14 protein-coding genes are annotated in these 13,288 nt (G+C 72.6%); 3 read left to right on the forward strand and 11 right to left on the reverse strand.

What is annotated here, in order from left to right; translation table 11 throughout:
* Window positions 1-6: 6 nt before the first annotated feature.
* Window positions 7-702, reverse strand: a complete 696-nt coding sequence (locus ABZT03_RS01540; RefSeq protein ID WP_356031980.1) for a DUF4142 domain-containing protein — start codon at window positions 700-702, stop codon at window positions 7-9.
* 294 nt (window positions 703-996) lie between these two features.
* Here ABZT03_RS01540 and ABZT03_RS01545 point away from each other — a divergent pair, with 294 nt between their 5' ends.
* Window positions 997-1,716: a DUF6445 family protein gene (locus tag ABZT03_RS01545; protein WP_356031902.1), complete on the forward strand. Its 720-nt coding sequence runs from the start codon at window positions 997-999 to the stop codon at window positions 1,714-1,716.
* A 37-nt stretch (window positions 1,717-1,753) separates the two neighbouring features.
* Here ABZT03_RS01545 and ABZT03_RS01550 read toward each other — a convergent pair whose 3' ends face one another.
* A complete protein-coding gene (locus ABZT03_RS01550; RefSeq protein WP_356031904.1) occupies window positions 1,754-2,878 on the reverse strand; it encodes a M24 family metallopeptidase in 1,125 nt (374 codons plus the stop codon).
* A 64-nt stretch (window positions 2,879-2,942) separates the two neighbouring features.
* Window positions 2,943-3,479 (reverse strand): hypothetical protein, encoded by a 537-nt coding sequence (locus ABZT03_RS01555; RefSeq protein WP_356031906.1) that lies wholly within the window; start codon window positions 3,477-3,479, stop codon window positions 2,943-2,945.
* Between the two features lie 216 nt (window positions 3,480-3,695).
* Between ABZT03_RS01555 and ABZT03_RS01560 the strand changes: the two genes are divergently transcribed.
* On the forward strand, window positions 3,696-4,202 hold the full coding sequence (locus ABZT03_RS01560) for a hypothetical protein (protein ID WP_356031909.1): 507 nt from the start codon (window positions 3,696-3,698) through the stop codon (window positions 4,200-4,202).
* A gap of 128 nt (window positions 4,203-4,330) precedes the next feature.
* Here ABZT03_RS01560 and ABZT03_RS01565 read toward each other — a convergent pair whose 3' ends face one another.
* Window positions 4,331-4,702 (reverse strand): DUF6479 family protein, encoded by a 372-nt coding sequence (locus ABZT03_RS01565; protein ID WP_356031911.1) that lies wholly within the window; start codon window positions 4,700-4,702, stop codon window positions 4,331-4,333.
* 421 nt (window positions 4,703-5,123) lie between these two features.
* Between ABZT03_RS01565 and ABZT03_RS01570 the strand changes: the two genes are divergently transcribed.
* Window positions 5,124-5,327 (forward strand): cold-shock protein, encoded by a 204-nt coding sequence (locus ABZT03_RS01570; RefSeq protein ID WP_046247661.1) that lies wholly within the window; start codon window positions 5,124-5,126, stop codon window positions 5,325-5,327.
* A 251-nt stretch (window positions 5,328-5,578) separates the two neighbouring features.
* Here ABZT03_RS01570 and ABZT03_RS01575 read toward each other — a convergent pair whose 3' ends face one another.
* The 7 genes from ABZT03_RS01575 to ABZT03_RS01605 form a co-directional block, all read right to left on the reverse strand.
* Window positions 5,579-7,516: an Ig-like domain repeat protein gene (locus tag ABZT03_RS01575; RefSeq protein ID WP_356031915.1), complete on the reverse strand. Its 1,938-nt coding sequence runs from the start codon at window positions 7,514-7,516 to the stop codon at window positions 5,579-5,581.
* A gap of 538 nt (window positions 7,517-8,054) precedes the next feature.
* Window positions 8,055-8,720, reverse strand: a complete 666-nt coding sequence (locus ABZT03_RS01580; RefSeq protein WP_356031918.1) for a hypothetical protein — start codon at window positions 8,718-8,720, stop codon at window positions 8,055-8,057.
* 101 nt (window positions 8,721-8,821) lie between these two features.
* Window positions 8,822-10,291 carry an MFS transporter gene (locus ABZT03_RS01585; protein WP_356031920.1) on the reverse strand — a complete coding sequence of 490 codons (1,470 nt, stop codon included), beginning with the start codon at window positions 10,289-10,291 and terminating at the stop codon, window positions 8,822-8,824.
* A 93-nt stretch (window positions 10,292-10,384) separates the two neighbouring features.
* Window positions 10,385-10,573 (reverse strand): hypothetical protein, encoded by a 189-nt coding sequence (locus tag ABZT03_RS01590; protein WP_356031922.1) that lies wholly within the window; start codon window positions 10,571-10,573, stop codon window positions 10,385-10,387.
* Between the two features lie 174 nt (window positions 10,574-10,747).
* Window positions 10,748-11,143, reverse strand: a complete 396-nt coding sequence (locus ABZT03_RS01595) for a luciferase family protein (RefSeq protein ID WP_356031926.1) — start codon at window positions 11,141-11,143, stop codon at window positions 10,748-10,750.
* 276 nt (window positions 11,144-11,419) lie between these two features.
* On the reverse strand, window positions 11,420-11,809 hold the full coding sequence (locus tag ABZT03_RS01600; protein WP_356031929.1) for a hypothetical protein: 390 nt from the start codon (window positions 11,807-11,809) through the stop codon (window positions 11,420-11,422).
* Window positions 11,810-11,903: 94 nt separating this feature from the next.
* A partial coding sequence (locus ABZT03_RS01605; RefSeq protein WP_356031932.1) for a DEAD/DEAH box helicase occupies window positions 11,904-13,288 on the reverse strand: 1,385 nt, incomplete at its 5' end.

The following is a 13,288-nucleotide window of genomic DNA, read 5'->3' on the forward strand; positions in this document are numbered from 1 at the left end:
CGGCCGTCACCCCACGGTCGGCAGCGGCTGCGGGGTCGAGGTGCTGTTCGCCGGCGGGGTGAGGACGACCTCCGGCTGACCGGCCGGCGGGACCGGCGGCGTCAGGTCCGACTTGGGCAGCTTCGGCGGGGTGGTCTGCGTGAAGAGCGCCTGGTCGAAGTTGACCAGACCGGTCTTCTCCATGACCGTCATGTGGTCCAGAACGGTCTGGTTGGCCTGGTCGGCCAGCGCCCGCACCAGGGAGTTCTTGGTGGTGGAACGGATCTTCGCGATCCCGTTGAAGATCGACCCGTGCGTGACGCGCAGGATGTTGGCGAAGTCGATGTCGAACTGCTTGCCGGTGTCCGCGCTCAACTGCGACACGAAGCCCTGCTGCTGCGGGCTCGCCACGTTGGGGAGCGTGATGTTCAGCATGGGGGCGATCTTGCGACAGGTGGCGTCCAGCCCGGCGTGCCCGTCGATCAGGTGCCGGCTCGCCGTGAGGACCCCCTTGGTGGTCCCCTTCTGCAGGCCGATCTGGCCCACCGGGTACTCCCACAGGCCGGCCGCGCGCACCTTGACCACGAAGTCGCGGTCGGACTCCGTCAGCGGCCCCCACTGCGTCTGGGCGATGATCCGGTCCGGCGCGCTCGAGACCGTACTGAGGCCCAGCATCGACGGATAGGCGAGCGCGGCGAGGGTCAGGCCCAAGGCACCGCCCACGAAGATCGTTCCCGTCGCGTTCCGCGAAAAGCGCACCATGCCTCCTGCCTCGTGGCGGTCCCGCCGTGGAGCGGGTCGGACGCAGGGAAATACGGAGGCGGCGCCACCGGAAACCTTTTGAATTGGTAAAGAGTGAGGCCGGATGGTGTGACGAGGACCTCAGCCGGGCCCGGTGCGGCCGTCCGGCGCCGGCGGTCAAAGGGCGCATAAGTCGCCTGACGTGCGCCCGAGTTGACGGAACGTTGACCGCGCTGCGGGAGAGTCGAGACGATCCCCCGTCCTACATTCGGCCGCATGCCCCCACAGCCCCACCGACTCCCCCCGGGCCGTCCCGCCCTCCCCTCTCTCCCCTCCCTCCCCTCTCTCCCCGTCCTGCCCTACCGCAAGCCCACCAAGGGGCGCGACTACTGGGTCCTGGACGACGTCCTGTCCGATCCGGACGCCGTCCGCGAGCGGTGCCTCGCCAAGGACGACTGGATCGAGGGCCACCCCCACAAACCCGAGAGCTGGCCGGGACTGCGGGCCATGCCGGGCCTCGACGAGGCCGAACTGGGGCGCGTGGAGCGGCTGGTGCGCCAGGCGACCGGGGCCGGCCGGCTGTGGGTGCAGCAGGCGCCCGGCGGCGGAACGCTCAACCACAACTGCGTGCAGGTCGTCGGCGAGGGCGAGAGCGAGCCCCGGCCGCACACCGACTCACGGGCCCTATGCCGGTACGCCGCCGTGCTCTACCTCAACCCGTCGGTGCCCAAGGACTGCGGGACGAGCTTCTACCGGCAGTCACTGCCCGGCGGACGGCTCGGCGGCAACGTCGTCCAGGCCCCGCACAACAACCTCGTCGACGCGCTCGGCACCCGGTTCGTGTCCGCCGACGCCTTCGAGGAGGACGTACGGGTGCCGCACCGCCACAACCGGCTGCTCCTGTACAGCGCCAACCTCGTGCACAGCGCGACCGGTTACTGCGGGACCACACTGGAGGAGAAGCGCATGACGGCGGTCTTCTTCTGGATGGCGTGAGCCCCGGTCGTGGACACCGGGCGGGCCCGACGACCGCTCAGGACACGATCGCCAGGTCGTGCGGGGTCGTGTTGAGCCGGCGCCCGGCCTCCTCGGTGCACGTCACGACGTCCTCGATGCGCACCCCGAAACGGTCGGGCAGGTAGATCCCGGGTTCGATGGAGAAGCACATACCGGTGACCAGCGGCTCGTCCTCGCCCTCGGCCAGATACGGCGGTTCGCGGGTGGTGACGCCGATGCCGTGCCCGGTGCGGTGCACGAAACGGTCGCCGTAGCCGGCGTCCTCGATCACCGTGCGGGCCACCCGGTCGATCTCCCGGCAGGGTGCGCCGGGCCGTACCGCCTCGAAGGCCGCCTGCTGTGCGGCCCGGACGACCGCGTGCACCCGCCGTTCCTCCCGGGTCGGTTCGCCGACGTGGACCGTGCGTGTGGTGTCGGAGCCGTAGCCGTCGCGCAGGCCGCCGAAGTCGAGCACGACCATGTCGCCGTCCTCGATGGCGCGTTCGCCCGCCTCGTGATGCGGGTCGGCGCCGTTGGGGCCGGCCCCGACCAGGGTGAAGTCGACCTGGCTGTGGCCGTGTTCGCGCAGCAGCCGGGCCAGGTCGGCGGCCACCTCGGACTCCCGGCGCCCGGCGAAGGGCACCGAGAGGATCTCCGCGTACGCCGCGTCGGCCGCCGCGCCCGCGGCCGCCAGCCGGGCCACCTCGTGCGCGTCCTTGACCGCGCGCAGCAGCGGCAGCACGACGGTCAGCGGCCGGTAGGTGGTCAGCGGCAGCGCCTCCTGGAGCCCCAGCAGGTGCAGTGCCCAGGTGGAGTCGCAGACGCCGTAGTGGCCGTGCGGGCGCAGCAGCCCGGCCGCGGCGGCGTACGGGTCCTGGCCGTCCTGCCAGACGAAGGTGCGCAGCGCGCCCGCGCCGGGAGCGGCCTCGGCGTCCGGCAGCTCCCGCGCCGGTACCAGCAGCCGGGGCTCGGAGTCGGCGGCCAGCACCAGCAGGGTCAGCCGCCCGGTGACCGCCGCGGGCCGGTAGCCGCACAGCCGGACCAGGTCGGGCCCGGGGGTGACGAGCAGTCCGGCGAGCCCGGCGAGGGCCGCCTCCCGCGCGGCACGGGTCATCCGGGCCGCGTAGTCCGCCTCCGTGAAGACCTCCGCTGTCTCGCTCATCGCCTGCCTCGGTGCCTCGGTGCCTCGGTGCCTCGTCGCCCGGTTCGCGCGGCGGCCGGCCGGCTCAGTACCGCACCGCCCGCGCCACCTTCGTCCGGACCTCCCCCGTGCCGGTGCCGGTCAGCTTCCGGTTGCTGCGGGCGGTGGCCTTGCCGGACCCGCCGGCCGGCACGTCGGAGACGGTGACGACGACCACGTCGAGCAGCCCGCCGTCCTGACCGGTGAAGTCGACCTGCACGGCGAAGGACTTCGCCGAGCCCGCGGTGTTCGCGGCGGTGACGTCGACCGTCGTCCGCCCGTCTGCGTCGGTGGCCGGGGCGCCGAGCGTGACGGACCCCCTGGCGTCGGCCCCGCCCTTGATGTCGTCGAACGTGCGGCCCGCCTCGGCCGTCGCCGACGCGTACGCCTCCGAGGCCCGCGAGGCCAGGGAGGACGCCGCGGCCGTCACCTCGGCGCCCGCCGACCGGGCCGCCGAGGCGGCCTTGCTGACCGCGTCCGAGGGGCTGTCGTCGCTGGAGCAGCCGGCCAGCGCGGCGGCCACGGCCACCACGGTGGCGGTCAGCGCTCCGGCCGCCGTCCGGCGCGCGCGGTAACCGGCCATCTCGCCTCCAGAAGCCTCGCCCCGGGCCTGCCGGGCCCGTGTGGGTGTCTTCCGTTCCAGTGAAGATCGGCGGGCGCCCGGCCGCATGCCGGGCGTCACCCGTTCGGCCCAGCTCCCGTGGTGGCGGCCGGGCTCCGGCCGGATCGTCGGAGAACCGACGACATACGGGCGGACGGCGTACGACACCCGACGCCCCGGAAGATATGGGGTACGGCCATGACCCAGCAGCCGCACGCGAAGCCGCCGACCGGCCAGGAGCAGACCTCCTCGGCCTGGGCCGAGGGGCACCGGCCGGCCGGCTCGGCACCCGAGGCCGGCAGCCCCGGCGCGGGACACACCAACTCCGCCTGGGCCTCCGGCGGCATCGTCTTCGCCGGTGTCCTGATGCTGATGAACGGTGTCCTGGCGATCTTCCAGGGCATCTCCGCGCTCGCCAAGGACGACGTGTACGCCCGCATCGGCGACTACGTCTACAAGATCAACCTCACCGGATGGGGCTGGATCCTGCTCGTCCTGGGCGTGCTGGCCGTGGTGACAGGCGCGAGCATCCTCATGGGCCAGACCTGGGCGCGCGTCACCGGTATCTTCCTGGCCTCGCTGAGCATGCTGGCGCAGTTCCTGTTCCTGCCCTACGCGCCGATCTGGTCGCTCGTCGTGATCGCGATCGACTTCTTCGTGATCTGGGCGCTGGCGGTCTACCGCCCGGCGGACAGCCGCGTCTGACACCACCGGATCCGAGGTCGCCCGATCCCGGACCACCTGATCCCGGACCACCTGATCCGAGGCACCCGAGGCGGGGCTGCCCCCGTCCACCGCGGACGGCGGGGCGGCCCCCGCGTCGTCGGGGCCCGTTACGTGTGCCCCAGGCCGCCGCTGCCGAAGGAGCCGCTGGAGCCCGGCAGCCAGCGCCGCCGCCGCTGGTCCTCGCCCCGTCTGGTACCGGCGTGGCGGAGCTGGTACGGCATGAGCCGTTCCGTCTCGTTCGCCGCGACGGGGACCTCCTCGGCCTCCCGCATCTCCCGCGTCTCGCGGATCGCGCCGGTCGCGGGCAGCCGGGGCTGCTCCTCCGGCCTGGGTCTCGGGGACTCCTTGTCCCCGAGCCTCACGCCCAGCAACACGGCCCCCACCAGGGCGCCGGCGATGATCAGGCCACCCGCGAAGGCCGCGAGCACGTCCAGCACCTCACCCGACGAGGCCGCCAGTTCGAACGTCATATTGCTCATACCTTGATTATTCGCCCGTACGGGTGCAATAGCGACTCCGCGCCGCTCCTTTCCCGACGTTCCGGTCGCCCCGTTCGGGCGGCGGCCGTACGGGTGACATGCGCACCCCGCCCCACGACACGCCCTCACCTTCGGCCCCCAGGGCATCTCGTAGCGTCACGGCGGGGACCTGTGACCCCTGGCGAAGAGATCCGGCCGGGGCCGCGAAGGAAAATCTGATGTCGACGGAACAGGAATTCCACCGGGACCGGGCGTGTGTTTTTCCACTTATGCTTTCCGCGCTTTTCGGGTGCTAGGCTTGGGTCCCAGTTGCAGTTTTGGTTGCCATTTTGCTGACGGTTTTTCCCTGGCAGGTGATCATCACGGCGATGAGCGGGGCTCACGCGGTGTGAGCTCCCAGCACTGTCTCAGGAGTTATGACATGGCCACCGGTACTGTGAAGTGGTTCAACGCGGAAAAGGGCTTCGGCTTCATCGAGCAGGAGGGCGGCGGTCCCGACGTCTTCGCCCACTACTCGAACATCGCCACCCAGGGCTTCCGTGAGCTGCAGGAAGGCCAGAAGGTGACCTTCGACGTCACGCAGGGCCAGAAGGGCCCGCAGGCGGAGAACATCGTCCCCGCCTGATCTGCGCTCACCCGGCGTAACACAGGGGCCCGCACCTTCCGGTGCGGGCCCCTGGCTGTTTTCCAGAATTGTTTAAGAGTTCTACTTCTGTTCTTCCGGGCGCTTCCCCGCCCCTCCCGATGCCCTCGGCGCCCGGCCTCCGGGCCGGTCTCCGGCCGGGGTCTCCGCCCGGCCCGCTAGTTCACGTCGGCGACGGCCGACGGCGAGCACGGGCGGCGGGGGAAACCGCCGCCCGAGGGCCCGACAGCGGGTCAGTTGGAGAAGTACAGGTACTTCCAGGCGCCGTACGTCGTCGAGTTCACGGAGTCGCCGGAGGAACCGTTGACGTACACCGAGCGCATCCGCGCCTTGATCCCGGCCTGGCCGGGAGCCTCCAGACGCACGGCCGACTTGCCGTTCGTCCCCAGCCCGAAGTACTCCGAGTCGCCCGAGTGCCACGTGCCGTTGTAGTAGACGTCCAGGTCGAACCGCTGCTGGCGGCCCGGGTAGTACGTCATGGTCGTGGTGAGCAGCGGGTCGGTGCTCTTGTGGAACCAGTAGTACGAGTGCGAGCCGATCTTGCCCGTCTTGTAGTGCCTGGAGACGGACGTGGAGACCTTGACGCGGGCGTACGCCGTGGACTTCACCGACTTCGGCGCGTAGCGGGCGTCACCCTTGAAGACGGCGGTGACGGTCGTGTCGCGGGTCATGTCCACGGTCGCCGAGAGGTTGCCGTGGGAGTTGACCTTGCCGGTCTTGACGAGCTTCTTCGGCTTGTCGCCGCCGAAGGGGTCCGCCCAGATCTCGACCGTACGGTTCTTGTACGTCGTGCCGAGGTGCGCCGTGAACGAGACGTCGGTCCCGTAGTTGTAGAGGTTGCCGTTCTTGTTCAGCGACAGGGCCGTCGAGGCGCGGGAGACCGCGACCTTGTCGGAGCCGCTCGCCGAGGAGTGCTCGGCGTCGCCCGCGTAGCTGACCTTGTACGTGACCGTGCCGCCGGCCGGCGGGGTGTCCGTGAAGGAGTACGTGCCGTCCGCCTTCACCGTGACGGAGGGCAGCGCCCTGCCGTCCGGGCTCTCCATGTCGGTCCGGGTGACCTGGACCTTCACGCCGGCGGGCAGCGGAACCGTCGCCGACAGCTTGCCCTTGACGGTGAGCTGCTTGGAGCGCGGGGCGGACGACGGGGCGCTGACCGTGAGCGTCGGCGCGTTCAGCGTCGGACCGGTGAGCGCCTTGAGGACGTAGGCGCCGCCCGAGGGGACCAGCGCGAAGACCCGCGAGGAGTCCGGGGCCCAGGCCAGGTCGCCCGTGCCGCCGCTGCCGGTGGTGTAAGTGCGCACCGGCTGAGTGGTGTTCGGCTTGTAGACGGCCACCTTGTCGCCGGCGATCTGGGCGATGAGACCGTCGGCGGCGACGTCCGCGCGCTGCCCGGCCGGGTAGGAGCCGGCCGCCTTGAACGTGCCGTCCGCGTAGGCGTCCCGGTCGTGGCCGTTGACCAGGACCTGCTTGCCGCCGGGTATCAGGTCGATGTCCCCGATGCCGCTGTTCAGCGTGTAGTCGCCGCCGTACAGGGCGACCTGCTGCGGGGTGGCGCCGGACACGTCGAGGACGGCCATCGAGTCGGTGGAGAGGCCGGTCTCGCCGACGGCGAGCACGCCGGGCTGGCTGGGGTCGGTGTCCAGCAGCGCCTGGCCCCACACCTTGTTCGAGTACTGACCGAGCGCCACCGGGTCGGTCTCGCCCGCCGGGTCCAGGGCCGGGTCCACCGAGCCCAGGTCGCCGTCCCACTGGTCGCCGTAGGAGAACCAGAGCTTGCCGCCGGCGAAGGCGACGTGGCGCGGGCCGGTGGTGGTGGAGACGGTGTAGCGGTGCTTGACGTCGAGGGTGGCCGCGTCGAGCGCCACGATCTCGTGCAGGTCGGGCGCGGCCGCGTACAGGGTGGCGCCGTCCTCGGACAGCGCCAGGTCGGAGATCTGGCCGATGCCGCTGACCGAGTCGACAAGGCTGCCGGAGTAGGTGGCGGCGACGATCCGGCCGGCCGAGCTGTCGCCGACGAAGACCCGCTGAAGGGCCCCGTCCGCGACGATGCCGCCCGGCGAGGTGACGGTCGCCGAGGCGGCCGACGCCGTACCGGCCGCGACGACGCTCAGGGCCGCCGAGCTGAAGAGAACCGCGAGCGCCGTCGCGGTAGAGATGCTGCGCGTACGCACAGTTGCTGTTACCCCCACAAGGAAACCGGTGGGACACCGGTAGTTGAGAGCGCCGCGCAACGCCCGGAACCGACCGCTGATCGCGGTGGCGTCCGGGGCGCGGCTGCTATGCGCAGCGTATGGCATGCCTGTGACAGATGAGGAGGGGGTTTTCTCCAGTGGTTCGCGGGGCCGCCGGTCGGAAGCCGCGGCGGGCCCGCCTGCCGGTGGTACCGCTCCCACCGCCGGAGTCTCTCCCCGCCCGCTCGGGCCGGCCGGCGGAGGTCCTCCGGGCGGCGCGGGACGGCGGCGACCCGGCCGTCCCGTGCCGGTGGCGGACGTCGTCCGCGCACCCCGGCCGCCGGCAGGGAGGACCGTCGTACGGCCGCCGGCGACCGGTACGGCCTCACCGTGCACCTCGCGCTCCGGGCCCTCCCGCGCGACCCACGTGGCGGGCGGGAACACCTCACCGTCGACCACCGCCGGCCCGCACCGGAAGGCGGCCGGACCTCCGCGAACGGTGCGGTGTCCGGCCGCCCTTGGCGGTGTGTGAGCCGCGTCACCCCGAGGCCGCCGGTGAGGCCGTCCAGGGTGAGGCGGGGTGCGACCGGCCGAACGCTGCCGCCGTCCGCCTCGCCCACGCTGTGAGGGGGGCCCGCGTCTCCCGGGGTGTCCGCCGGGCACGGCCGAGGGTGTACGGCCTCTCCCCGACGTGCGCGAGCGTCGCCGTCGTCGTGGCGCGGGTGCGGCCGGTGGCGAAGACGACGAGCCGCAGGACCAGAAAGCGGCCGAGGCCCGCGAGCCCGGCGGCGCCGAGGTAGACGAACTGCTCGGCCGCCGTCCCGGGCGACGGCCGCACCAGGTGCAGGACGAGCATCGCCGCGCAGGTCACCGCGTAGGCGACCGCCGCCGAACCAGCGGACTGCCAGTGTCGGCGCCGGCCGGCCCGGCCGCCCGTCCCGAACGTGAACCGCGCGTGCAGCTCGGTGCACAGCAGCGTGGACGCGACGGTGACCAGCGCGTTCGCCACCGCCCAGGGCAGCAGCCCGGCCAGCACCGCCACCGCGCCGCTGGACAGCACGCCGACACCGCCGCCCAGCACCGTGAACCGGAGGAAGCAGGCGAGCGGGCCGGGAGCGGCGGCGGCCGGGGTCGTCGTCTCCGGGCGCTCCGCGCGCCGCACCTCGTGCGCCGCCGCGGGCTCCGGCGAGAACAGCGTGTACATGGGCGTTCCTTCCGGAGGCGGGACGGGCGACCCCGGAGGGTGCGGAGCGACGGCCGGGTGGGGCGGCTGCACGGGCGGTGGCGCGGTGGGCCCGTCTCAGGTCAGGCCCTGGCCTCGGCGGTCGGCCGGGGGGTGGGCGCCGGGTCGGTGGTGGGGCCCGGGCGCTTCGGGATGAAGGTGGCGAGGGCGAAGGCGAGCAGGGCCGCTCCGGCGCCGATGGCCATGACGGTCCTGAAGCCGTTCTCCGCCGGGAGGGCGTAGCCGCCGAAGTCGGTGGTCATCTGGGCCAGCACGACGCCGGCGATGGCGCTGGCGAACGAGGTGCCCAGCGAACGCATCAGCGTGTTGAGGCTGTTGGCGGCCCCGGTCTGGGTGGGGTCGACGGCACCCATGATGAGGGCGGGCAGCGCGCCGTAGGTGAAGCCGACGCCGGCGCCGATGACGCAGGACACCAGGACGAGGTGCCATACCTCGCTCATCAGGGCGATGCTCAGGCCGTATCCGGCAGCCACGATCAGGGCGCCGGTCATCAGGGTGACCTTGGGGCCCTTGGCCCTGGTGAGCCTGGCGGACGCGGCGGACATGACCATCATCACGAAGCCCTGCGGGGCCAGCACCAGGCCGACGGTCATCATCGACCTGCCGAGGCCGTAACCGGTCCGGGTGGGCAGCTGGAGCAGCTGCGGGAGCACCAGCGACATCGCGAACATCGAGAAGCCGAGGGCGACGGAGGCGAGGTTGGTGAACAGGACCTGCTTCTTCGCGGTGGTGCGCAGGTCGACCAGCGGCTGCCCGGCGCGCAGCTCGTAGAAGCCCCAGGACAGCAGGATCGCGACGGCCGCGCCGGCGAGGCCGAGGGTGGTGGCGCTGGTCCAGCCCCAGTCGGCGCCCTTGGAGACCGCGAGCAGCAGGGAGAGCAGCCCGGCCGCCAGGCCGAGCGAGCCGGCCAGGTCGAAGCGGCCCCCGGCGCGCACCGTGGACTCCGGCACGAGCAGGACGACCAGGACGAGCGCGACGGTGCCGAGGGCGGCGGAGAGCCAGAACAGGAGGTGCCAGTCGAAGTTGTCGGCGATGAAAGCGGCCGCCGGCAGGCCGAGGGCGCCGCCGACACCGAGGGAGGCGCTCATGAGGGCGGTGGAGCCGGCCAGCCGCTCGGCGGGCAGCGCGTCCCGCATGATGCTGATGCCGAGCGGGACGACCGCGGCGGCCAGTCCCTGGAGCGCACGCCCGACGACCATGGGGACCAGGGAGTCCGCCAGGGCGCAGACCACCGAGCCGGACACCAGCAGCACGATGCTGACCAGCAGCATGCGCCGCTTGCCGAACATGTCGCCGAGCCGTCCGACCACCGGGGTGGCCACGGCCGCCGCGAGGAGGGTGGCGGTGACCGCCCAGGCGGTGTCGGAGGCGGGGGCGTCGAGGAGCCTCGGCAGCTCGGGGACGATCGGGATGACCAGCGTCTGCATGAGGGAGACGACGATTCCGGCCAGGGCCAGCACCGCCACCACGGCGTTCGATCCGGGCGGGGCGGGCGTGGCCGCCTCGGCGGGTCGGGGAAGGGCGTCGGACATGGCGGGAACCTCCGTCGGACACATGGTTTTGCTTGAGTTACTCAAGCTTAAACAGAATTGATTGAGTTAAGCAAGTAGAACGGGAAAGGGGGGTCAGCCCTGTGTCCGCCGGCCCCGCCCCTGAACAAGCGCGACCCCCGCACCGGCGGCGACGACGGCCATGCCGGCGCTGGTCAACAGGCCCTGCCCGCCGTCCACCGCGAAGGGCGCGACCGCCGCCACGGCGAGGTTGAACAGGAAGAGGAACCACAGGACGGGCTTGGAGGAGAGCAGCGCCTTCATGGGACGGGCCTTTCGGTGAGGGCCGTGGACTTCCCCGGCGGGGAGCCGTCGACCTGGTGAGATCAACGATCCCGTGCCGCGCCGGCCGTCACGAGGGTGTGCTCTCCCCGACCGGGGGTGTAGCCCGCTACACCCGGCGGTCCTCTGCGGAGGGGGCCGCCACGGCCCGTGGGGTCAGCGGTCGCCGGCGTGCCCGCGCGGCACCACCGTGACGCGGCGGAAGTTGCACGAGGCGGGCAGCGGGACCGCGTCGGGCCCCTCGGCCAGATGGGCCTTGAGGGCGACGCTGACCAGGCTCATCAGCAGGTCGACGTCCCCGTCGCAGTCGAGGTGGACGGTGACCCAGCGGGACCCCGGCATCAGGTGTACGGCGGTCGACCCGCGTAGATCGTCCCGGAACCGCTCGATGGCGGGGACGGTGAGATGCAGGTCGACGTCCCGGCCCGAGTGGAAGTGGACGATCTCGTGGTGGACGGAACGAAGAGCCCGCCCGGTGCCACAACTGGGCAGGCCCGCACTGAGGTCGGGCCAGACTTCCAGTCGTTCCATGGCGCGCTCGGCCAGAGTCATGGCCCCATGGTCACCCGCTCACCGCCCCGCAACCAGGGGTTGAGCGAAAATTAACCGCGCCGTGAGGTGCGCCGGTACGACGGGCTGCGCCGCGCCGTGAGGTGCGCCGGTACGACGGGCTGCGCCGCGCCGTGAGGTGCGCCGGTGCGACGGGGGGCGGCACGTCCGGCGGGCGGCGGGACGCCCTCACCGGACGCCCGCCGCCCGTACGCGACCAGCTCCGTACAAGCCCTGAGGGACGGCCCGCCGCTCACGCGAAGCGTCGGCCCGGTGCGCTCACTGGTCCGAGTAGCTGATGTCCCCGACGGTCCAGGCGTTGACGTCCTCCAGGGCGACGCGGTACATGCCGCCGGTGTCGGGGATGCCGAAGTTGCCCTGGAGGATGCGGGCCACGTGGAAGTGGAGGTGCGTGGGCCGGGCGCGCTGTCCCGGTGACTCGCCGCCGGGGTCCCTGTCCGGGTCCGGGGCGGTGAACACGTCGGAGAAGGGGGCCAGTTGGGCGGAGTCCCGCAGCACCTCGGCCACGCGCTGCTTCCACATGGCTTCCGGGGCCAGACGTCCGGTGATGACGGCTCCGGGGATCACCACGGTGAGGGACATCCGACTGTGCTGCTCCGACTCCACTCTCGCGGCGAGGTCGACGAGCAGGTCATCAGGGTGCGACATGGGTCAGGAGCCTACTCCAGTGATGTGCCGGACCGGGCGCCGCGGGGCAGGATCGGTCCGGCCGCCCCGGAACTCCGGGGCGGCCGGGACCCGTTCAGCGACCGCCGGCCTGCGGGGCGGACCGGCGGCGGCCCTGGCCGGGACGGCCGCGCCGGCCGCCGGCGGGGGAGCCGGTGCGCTTGGGGCGTTCGGCGGCCACCGGCGGGGTGACGACGACGGGCACGCCCGAGGGCGCCTGCGCGCCGGTGATGCGGTTCAGCTCGGACTCGCCCGAGCGGACCCGGGTGGTCTGCGGGGTGATGCCGGCGTCGGCCATCAGGCGGGTCATGTCCCGCCGCTGGTGCGGCAGGACCAGCGTGACGACGGTGCCGGACTCGCCGGCGCGGGCGGTGCGGCCGCCGCGGTGCAGGTAGTCCTTGTGGTCGGTGGGCGGGTCGACGTTGACGACGAGGTCGAGGTTGTCGACGTGGATGCCGCGGGCCGCGACGTTGGTCGCCACCAGTGCCGTGACGTGGCCGTCCTTGAACTGGGCGAGCGTCCGGGTGCGCTGGGACTGGGACTTGCCGCCGTGCAGGGCCGCGGCCCGGACTCCGACGGCGAGGAGCTTCTTGGCCAGCCGGTCCGCCGCGTGCTTGGTGTCCAGGAACATGATCACGCGGCCCTCGCGGGCGGCGATCTCCGCCGTGGTGGCGTGCTTGTCGGTGTCCTCCACGTGCAGCACGTGGTGCTCCATCGTGGTGACGGCGCCGGCGGACGGGTCGACGGAGTGGACGACCGGGTCGGTGAGGTAGCGGCGGACCAGCAGGTCGACGTTGCGGTCGAGGGTGGCGGAGAACAGCATCCGCTGCCCGTCGGGACGGACCTGGTCGAGCAGGGCGGTGACCTGCGGCATGAAGCCCATGTCGGCCATCTGGTCGGCCTCGTCGAGGACGGTGATGGCGACGCGGTCCAGCCGGCAGTCCTGCCGGTCGATGAGGTCCTTCAGCCGGCCCGGTGTGGCGACGACGACCTCGGCACCGCCCCGCAGGGCGCTCGCCTGGCGGCCCAGCGACATCCCGCCGACGACGGTGGTCATCCTCAGGCGCAGCGCGCGGGCGTACGGGGTGAGCGCGTCGGTGACCTGCTGGGCGAGCTCACGGGTGGGCACCAGGACGAGCGCGAGCGGCTGCCGGGGCTCGGCCCGCTGTCCCTCGATGCGGGCCAGCATGGCCAGGCCGAAGGCGAGGGTCTTGCCGGAACCGGTGCGGCCGCGGCCCAGGACGTCCCGGCCGGCCAGCGAGTTCGGCAGCGTCGCGGCCTGGATCGGGAACGGGGACACGACACCCTCGGTGCCGAGCGCGGTCAGCAGCTGCTGCGGCATGTCGAGCTCGGCGAACGCCTCGACGGGCGGCAGCCCCGGGGTGAGGGTCACCGGCACGGCGAACTCGCCGCCGGGGGCGCCTGCGCCGCGGCCTCCGCGACCGCCCCGGCCGCCGCCGT

Source organism: Streptomyces sp. NPDC005574 (genome assembly GCF_040605435.1).
Taxonomy (GTDB): domain Bacteria; phylum Actinomycetota; class Actinomycetes; order Streptomycetales; family Streptomycetaceae; genus Streptomyces.

Excerpts from the sequence above, each read along its gene's own strand:
- ABZT03_RS01560 (WP_356031909.1), top strand. The coding sequence starts at position 3,696 with ATGACCCAGCAGCCGCACGCGAAGCCGCCGACCGGCCAGGAGCAGACC.
- ABZT03_RS01555 (WP_356031906.1), bottom strand. The coding sequence starts at position 3,479 with ATGGCCGGTTACCGCGCGCGCCGGACGGCGGCCGGAGCGCTGACCGCC.
- ABZT03_RS01595 (WP_356031926.1), bottom strand. The coding sequence starts at position 11,143 with ATGACTCTGGCCGAGCGCGCCATGGAACGACTGGAAGTCTGGCCCGAC.
- ABZT03_RS01550 (WP_356031904.1), bottom strand. The coding sequence starts at position 2,878 with ATGAGCGAGACAGCGGAGGTCTTCACGGAGGCGGACTACGCGGCCCGG.
- ABZT03_RS01585 (WP_356031920.1), bottom strand. The coding sequence starts at position 10,291 with ATGTCCGACGCCCTTCCCCGACCCGCCGAGGCGGCCACGCCCGCCCCG.
- ABZT03_RS01590 (WP_356031922.1), bottom strand. The coding sequence starts at position 10,573 with ATGAAGGCGCTGCTCTCCTCCAAGCCCGTCCTGTGGTTCCTCTTCCTG.
- ABZT03_RS01570 (WP_046247661.1), top strand. The coding sequence starts at position 5,124 with ATGGCCACCGGTACTGTGAAGTGGTTCAACGCGGAAAAGGGCTTCGGC.
- ABZT03_RS01600 (WP_356031929.1), bottom strand. The coding sequence starts at position 11,809 with ATGTCGCACCCTGATGACCTGCTCGTCGACCTCGCCGCGAGAGTGGAG.
- ABZT03_RS01580 (WP_356031918.1), bottom strand. The coding sequence starts at position 8,720 with ATGTACACGCTGTTCTCGCCGGAGCCCGCGGCGGCGCACGAGGTGCGG.
- ABZT03_RS01545 (WP_356031902.1), top strand. The coding sequence starts at position 997 with ATGCCCCCACAGCCCCACCGACTCCCCCCGGGCCGTCCCGCCCTCCCC.
- ABZT03_RS01565 (WP_356031911.1), bottom strand. The coding sequence starts at position 4,702 with ATGAGCAATATGACGTTCGAACTGGCGGCCTCGTCGGGTGAGGTGCTG.